The organism is Acidithiobacillus concretivorus (genome assembly GCF_018853445.1).
Lineage (GTDB): Bacteria > Pseudomonadota > Gammaproteobacteria > Acidithiobacillales > Acidithiobacillaceae > Acidithiobacillus > Acidithiobacillus concretivorus.
In genome coordinates this window covers 1-6,583 of record NZ_JABELD010000012.1, presented here as the reverse complement: position 1 = coordinate 6,583, position 6,583 = coordinate 1, and the positions used below count along the sequence as shown (strand labels likewise).

At 49.0% G+C, this 6,583-nt stretch carries 9 protein-coding genes; 5 read left to right on the top strand and 4 right to left on the bottom strand.

Annotated elements, in window-relative coordinates:
* A partial coding sequence (locus HJG40_RS01585) for a DUF2681 domain-containing protein (protein ID WP_215862580.1) occupies window positions 1–408 on the top strand: 408 nt, incomplete at its 5' end.
* A gap of 32 nt (window positions 409–440) precedes the next feature.
* On the opposite strand, the gene HJG40_RS01580 is transcribed toward HJG40_RS01585, so the two are convergent.
* From HJG40_RS01580 to HJG40_RS01570, 3 genes are all read right to left on the bottom strand, one after another.
* Window positions 441–725 (bottom strand): hypothetical protein, encoded by a 285-nt coding sequence (locus HJG40_RS01580; RefSeq protein WP_215862579.1) that lies wholly within the window; start codon window positions 723–725, stop codon window positions 441–443.
* Window positions 726–1,211: 486 nt separating this feature from the next.
* On the bottom strand, window positions 1,212–2,249 hold the full coding sequence (locus HJG40_RS01575; protein WP_215862578.1) for a replication initiation protein: 1,038 nt from the start codon (window positions 2,247–2,249) through the stop codon (window positions 1,212–1,214).
* Between the two features lie 230 nt (window positions 2,250–2,479).
* A complete protein-coding gene (locus tag HJG40_RS01570; RefSeq protein WP_215862577.1) occupies window positions 2,480–2,881 on the bottom strand; it encodes a hypothetical protein in 402 nt (133 codons plus the stop codon).
* Between the two features lie 105 nt (window positions 2,882–2,986).
* Here HJG40_RS01570 and HJG40_RS01565 point away from each other — a divergent pair, with 105 nt between their 5' ends.
* From HJG40_RS01565 to HJG40_RS01550, 4 genes are all read left to right on the top strand, one after another.
* The gene (locus tag HJG40_RS01565; RefSeq protein ID WP_215862576.1) at window positions 2,987–3,247 is read left to right on the top strand and encodes a DUF4160 domain-containing protein; all 261 of its coding nucleotides are present in this window, start codon (window positions 2,987–2,989) and stop codon (window positions 3,245–3,247) included.
* A gap of 11 nt (window positions 3,248–3,258) precedes the next feature.
* A complete protein-coding gene (locus HJG40_RS01560) occupies window positions 3,259–3,513 on the top strand; it encodes a DUF2442 domain-containing protein (RefSeq protein WP_215862575.1) in 255 nt (84 codons plus the stop codon).
* Window positions 3,514–3,682: 169 nt separating this feature from the next.
* Window positions 3,683–4,174, top strand: a complete 492-nt coding sequence (locus tag HJG40_RS01555; protein ID WP_215862574.1) for a hypothetical protein — start codon at window positions 3,683–3,685, stop codon at window positions 4,172–4,174.
* A gap of 10 nt (window positions 4,175–4,184) precedes the next feature.
* A complete protein-coding gene (locus tag HJG40_RS01550) occupies window positions 4,185–5,108 on the top strand; it encodes a hypothetical protein (RefSeq protein WP_215862573.1) in 924 nt (307 codons plus the stop codon).
* A 190-nt stretch (window positions 5,109–5,298) separates the two neighbouring features.
* Here the strand turns inward: HJG40_RS01550 and HJG40_RS01545 are convergent, their stop codons facing one another.
* Complete coding sequence (locus HJG40_RS01545) at window positions 5,299–6,150, bottom strand: tetratricopeptide repeat protein (RefSeq protein ID WP_215862572.1); 852 nt, start codon at window positions 6,148–6,150, stop codon at window positions 5,299–5,301.
* Between the last annotated feature and the right edge of the window lie 433 nt (window positions 6,151–6,583).

Genomic DNA, 6,583 nt, shown 5'->3' with positions numbered 1-6,583 from the left:
AACCCGATTCTCGAAAACTTCTCCGGCGTCATCGAGAACACAACCGAGGCCGGGAAGGCCATCAGCCAGGCTTCCGCCTGGTTTTCCTGGAAATGGGTCATCCTGTTCGCTGCCGGATTCTTCGGAGTCTGTCTGATGGCCTATGCTTCCCTGGCCTGGCAGTTCCACGAAGTCCATGACCTCCGCCAGCAGAAAGCGACTCTCAGCGCAGAAATCCCACGGATGCAGGCAACTGTGGCCGAGCTGGCCAAGCGCGGCGGAAACGTGGTCTGGAGCACTTGCGGCGGGAAACTCTGCTTCGAGGCCAGTAGTAATCAGGGAACCTACAGCAACGGGAACCCAATATCTATCGGGGGATGGACCACGAATCGCGGCAATATCCCATTGGTCATCCCCAAAGGGTATTAACTCAATAAACGCGACAAGTCACAAAATGCCTGTTAATAGGTGACTGGCTGCGATTTGAGCAAATAGATAAGCGCCAGGTCGATGATCTCTTTTTGTGACTTGTCGCTATATGTGGTGATGAGCTCGTCCAGGGCCATGTGGGCCTCACCAGACAACATCACGGAGATCGGCTTCCCGCTGTAGCCTTCCATCGGGAAACGGCGGCGGTCGCGGCTGGCCTTGGCCCGTTCCGCTGCCGTCATGGGCCGGTCGCCCTTGGGCTTCCGGCCTCTTTTATTCGTGACAGGTTGCGATAACACCTCGGCTATTTTGGTCATGGCTGTTCTCCGCATTGGTTGCCTGAATTTTATTATATGTGACACGTCACAATTTATCAATAATTGTGTGACTTGTTGCGTTTATCTGCAAACGGTCGGCCATGACTTGCGGCTTATCCCCAAAATCTGTGCGGTACCCTGTGGGCGATTATGACAAGACCATGACGGGAATATGAAAAGCGCCTGGGCTAAAAATAAGGCATGACTGGGCACAGATTCCGTTACGGTAACAAGGCCAACGGCTCAAACCCCCTCACCCAAGCCAGTGGAGACCGAAGTAAAGCACGCTGTAGCCACTATTCCGCCCTCTGGGCGGTTGCGGATTCGTTCGACGATTTGCAAGCAAATCCCCGCCCTCACCCGCGCTCTCTCCTGTTTTCCTACGCGCTAACGCTTTTCTTTTTCCCGATAGGTAATCCGGTGCCCACCACCAAGAGCCCTCCGCAAGCGGCTGTTATCTGATATAGGCCGTTCACTGAACATTCGCTAGACAGATTTTGGCTGTTCACCCTCACCGCGAAGCCATGCGTTCACGGTCCCTAGCGCGACACCCAGGCTAGCAGCAATGGCGCGTTGCGTGTGCCCTTGCGCTCTCATAAGCCTCGCTGTGGCTCGGTCCTGCTCCCTGAATAACCTGCGGGCCTGTCCACTAGCTATCCCTGCCTCAACCTGATTGGTGGCTTTCATGCCCCTCTCCGCCTGCTTCTCCGGCGTGTGCGTCCGCTCGATGAGGTCTTGTAGCCCTGCGGGCGTCATGTTCCGCCAGGTCCACCCACTGATGCTCTTGGCCGTGGCTTTCACTTCGGCAAAGGGTAAGGGCTGTGGAAACTCGCCGTTAATGGCCTGCAATCGCTCCAGGACGGCTTTTGACCATCGGCCAAGCCCATTGGGTGCCCAATACTCTCTGACGGCCCCATAAGCCCAGAAACGGCCCGTATCGAACATGGTGCAGTTACGACCCAGCCCGAAGCTCTCCGATGCTTCAGAGGGCAATTTAGCGGCCTTGGCGGTCAAATCCACATAGGCGGCCAGATCACCCAGCGTGTACGGGTTGCCGTGGATCTCCCAAACCTGCCAGCGGTCGTTAAACGGATTTTTGCAGATGAGACCCGCATAGCCGGGGTCTGCACCCAGAACAGCGGTATAGACCCGCTCAATGCTGGCGATGTATCGCAAGGGTTTGAGGTGCGCGAGTTCCGTCCGGCACACACCCGCTTCCAGCAGATAGATCAGGTGGCCACGCTTCGTCCGGTGATTCATGACGGCGATGTTGGGCGGCGGCAGTCCGACGCTTTCCCAGATCGGCCACCAGTCCGTCGGATTCACACAGGCACGGTCCACGTCATAGACCATGGCCCAGATCATGCCGGGATGGTTGTGCTGGATATAAGCGCGTTGTAAGGCGGTTTTTAAGGACCGGATTTGCAGGCCTGCGGTCAGATCATCCGTGCAATACGGCTTATGGGGCAGGTGTTCGGCAAAGAGGTCAAGAACACAGGAGGCTGTGGGGTCAAATCTGCTCATCAAAGCCCCCGATCGCGCTCATGCTCTGCATGGGGACCGGACAGGCTTTGATTGCATAGCCAAGGGTGGCTATACTGGACCTGTCCGTTGCCGGATATGAGATGCCCCGTATACCTTTGTCTCCCCAGACTTCCAGGTTACGGGGCATTACCATTTCTATCATGGGTAATGCCTTTTTTGCTCGTTACGAATCTTCCAAGACTACGCCCGAGAGCAGCTATTCGGCAAGATTAACCCCAAAACTGCCACCATCGACGCTTTTCTGTTGTCCTTTGGTCGGTCAATACCGCCTGCATCCGTTCAAGCTGCTGACGTAGCCACACCTCCCTTTCTGATGCTTCCCGCAACTGTTCCCTGAGCCCTGAAATAACCTCGTCTTTTGCCTGAAAAGCAACCTGCAATTCGTTGTCCTGGTGTCGCTTTACACCGATGTAGTCTTGTCCGTTTTGTGTCGCTTCTGGTGTCCCCTTTATTTCACCAAAGACCCTCAATATCTCTGCCGTATCAATTTGTGGCCGATCTTGATGATCCCTTTCAACGCTTATTTTTCCTGTTGATATGTATCCCCTGTAAAGCTGTTGCCTGCCAATACCAGCCAGCTTTGCTGCCTCTGTTACAGTGACCTTTGCCATAGTCTCTCCATGTATCCTTTTATGTATCTTTGTGTTTGTCGCCATCATAGTATGATGTTCCCGCTAAAAAATGTAGTATTCAACGATGAACAGGAGGAATCCGGATTGCCCACTATCAGCGCGTTTTACGGCATGCTCATCAAAATGTTTTTCGATGACCATAACCCAGCCCATTTTCATGTGCAGTACGCGGAATTTAAGGCGGTCATCGCTATAGAATCCTTGTCCGTCATCAGAGGCCATCTACCACGACGCGCCCAAGAGCTTGTTCTCGACTGGACAGAGCTACATCAACAGGAGCTCCTGGAAGATTGGGAATTGTGTCAGGCAAAACAGCAACCCAACCCGATAGAACCGTTACTTTAGGAGGACAGATCATGGAATGGGATGTGATTGAGGTTCATCCAGAACCACCGTTAGCGCTGAAAGTCCGGTTTTCTGACGGAACACAAGGGAAGGTGCGCTTTGAAGCAAGCCATCTAACGGGCGTTTTCGCACCCTTGAAAGACCCAGCGATGTTCAGCCAGGTGCATATCGACCACGGCGCTTTAACGTGGCCAGGTGACGTAGACCTCGCGCCAGATGCCATGTATGACGCTATTAAGTCGCATGGGGAATGGGTGCTCCGATAAAAAATGAGCAGGCGCACCGTAATGTCTCATAATAGGCCATTCTGGGTGGCAGAAGAACCGAGTAAAACCGGGCGAGCCGCCGTTCAGGGTTTTTTGCCAACGAGACAGAATGGCGCATTGTGACTCGTGTTTATAGAATACATCCTAATGCAATCAAAGTGATAACAATATGACTAATTATTTTATAGACCATATCATACCACCATTATTAGGTGTCTTTGTAGGAGGTATAATTACTTATTATGTTTCACTTAAAGCAAAAGAGAACGAGATAAAAACAAAAATATATTCCGCAAGATATACACTTTGTAATATCATAAGAGAAGATGGTGCCATCTGTGCGCAGATAGCACACGATAATGAAAAATTAGGACCCCAAAAAAATTCACCTGTCTTCTTAAAAATATACACATTAACTTCTTATGAAATGTTGATAAAAGGCATTGAATCATGCCAATTTAAAGAAAATTCAAGGCTCACTGACGAAGAAATAAAACAAATAATATCATCATACCGATTATTGATGAGCGTATGCAAAATATCAGAACGGTCAGAACGAGCAGATCATTTCTCTGAGGCATTAAAAAAAACATCTGATGAATGCAGAAAATCTGGAGATATTCTCATGAGTAATTTAAGCCACAATAAATATATTAATTAGGATAATATCAGTGTCTAAAACAGGCAAGCGTGTAGAACCGGTTATATCAGACAAAGACACATATGAAGAAAATATAAAAAATAAATACAGCATAGAAAAAGAAGCCAATAATCATATAATAAAAAAATTATTATTAATTTTTTTATATGTTATAAGTTTTTCAGTCGGATTAGTTTCTTCTCTTTTTATTGCTGCATTACTTTATATTCTGTCAGATCATTCTTTGCTTTCTTTGTCGCCGCTACCAGCGTACATATTTATTGTGCTTCTAATACATTCTAGAAAAAATAAAGAAGATTTATATCGCTATTTATACCTCATCGGTCTTGGTTTAAGCATATACCCAATTGGATATATATTTAGCCACCTTGATGAGTACCAGAAAAAAACTGATAACTCACTTGAAAAGTCTATATTGTTTGGTAAAAGTGGCACGATAATGAGCAATGAAATGTCATGTGCCATTAATTCTGTAGGAGCCCTTATCACAAAACTAAATCCAAAAATATCAAATCAATATAAAAATTACTTTACGACTAAAAGAAACCTGACACCAAGCCCTTATGGTGAATACGTGTTACTTAAAGGCACTCCAGTATACAGCAGTAAAATTGGCATTTTTTATTTACCTGTTGGTGGTGTGGTTAGTTTGGACTGCCTTGTCGGAAGAAGATACCCACTTATACAAACAATTAAAAAAGATAGCGGTTACCTCATTAAAGTATCCATGGGCCATCATAATTTTTATGTGGATCCATCGTTCTTTGTTTTGCCAATAAAAAACAACAAAGCGGTTATGAATGCGGTTAATTATCTTTCTTTTAGATTTGAATACAACTGTGGAACAACAACCACAACAAACATCTCGAAAAAAGATTTTACTATGTGCCAAAAATGGGTAAATGGGTGGGATACTGTTAAACAACAGGAATAATCTATAAATTTATACGACTCGTCGTGATAGGATATGGTTAAGCAGTACCGAATTGCCCTGCATTAGCCTCCAGGCCGATTCAATATTTCTCAAGGTCTGGAGGCCTTGGCGGATATGAAAAACTCCTACTGCAATTTTTACAGTACATTCCTGATTGCCACAAATAATCGCTCTGGCGCGACAAACCTGCCTAACCGCGCTCGGCCATATTGATAAGCTGTTGCGCCGACCTTCCTACACTACCGCCTTGCGCAGCCGCCTTCTTCCACCACGTTATGGCGGCCATGCTATCCTGCGGCACTCCTTGGCCTTTGTAGTAAGCATTCCCCAGGTTGAGTTCCCCCCTAGCATATTCATGAGCAGCCGCATTCTCGTACCAGTAGACCGCCTTCGCGTAATCCTGCGGCACCCCTTCGCCTTTGTAGTAAGAAATCCCCAGGTTGTTTTCCGCCCCGGCAATTCCCTGAGCAGCAGCCTTCTCGTACCAGTAGACCGCCTTCGCGTAATCCTGCGGCACCCCTTCGCCTTTGTGGTAAGCAACCCCCAGGTTGTTTTCCGCCACGGCATACCCCTGAGCAGCAGCCTTCTTCCACCAGTAGACCGCCTTCGCGTAATCCTGCGGCACCCCTTCGCCTTTGTGGTAGGCACCCCCCAGGTTGCATTCCGCCCTCGCATTTCCTTGAGCAGCAGCCTTCTCGTACCAGTAGTTCGCCTTCGCGTAATCCTGCGGCACCCCTTGGCCGATGTGGTAAACAACCCCCAGGTCGCTTTCCGCATCGGCATTTCCCTGAGCAGCAGCCTTCTCTAACCAGTAGACCACCTTCGCGTAATCTTTTTTTGCGTACGCGTAGTAATCACCCAACCACAATTGGGCTGTAGCATCCCCTGACATCGCCGCCGATTCCAAATTGGCTAAGTCCGTAGCGTGTCCCTTGTATGCGGCTATCGCCAACTGCTTTGCCTGTGTGCTGGTCATTGCATAGGCACTGCCTACAGAAAACAGTCCCATGAGCGCCAACGGAATAACAATACGAGCCTGCATGCGGTTCTCCTGCAAAGGTATGAATCCATGATTTTCCCAAAAGCTTACATAAGACATAGCTTTCAGGACAGCGTGAAAGCCTGGGTACACCCGAGAAGCCCCCACGCAAACCGTGACCGTAACGGCCATTCAACAGACCATCGGATTGATAATCCGATGGTCGGCATGTTAAAACACCAGTAAAAATAGGCGTTTCAGCCTGTGCCATGCCGTGATTTTTGGCGCTTTGCCCAAAATATGCCCAAGCGTCCCCGGAAAAGCGCAATATACGCGACTTGTCACAATAATAAACCGTTACCGTAACGCCAACATCACAACTCAGGACCATCCAGCTCATATTCCCGAGGCGCTGGCCGCTCTACCTCCTGCTCCCGTTGCAACTGCTGCTCCGCCTGAAACCGCTCAAAGGCCTCCCGCGCCTGCTGCTTGCCCG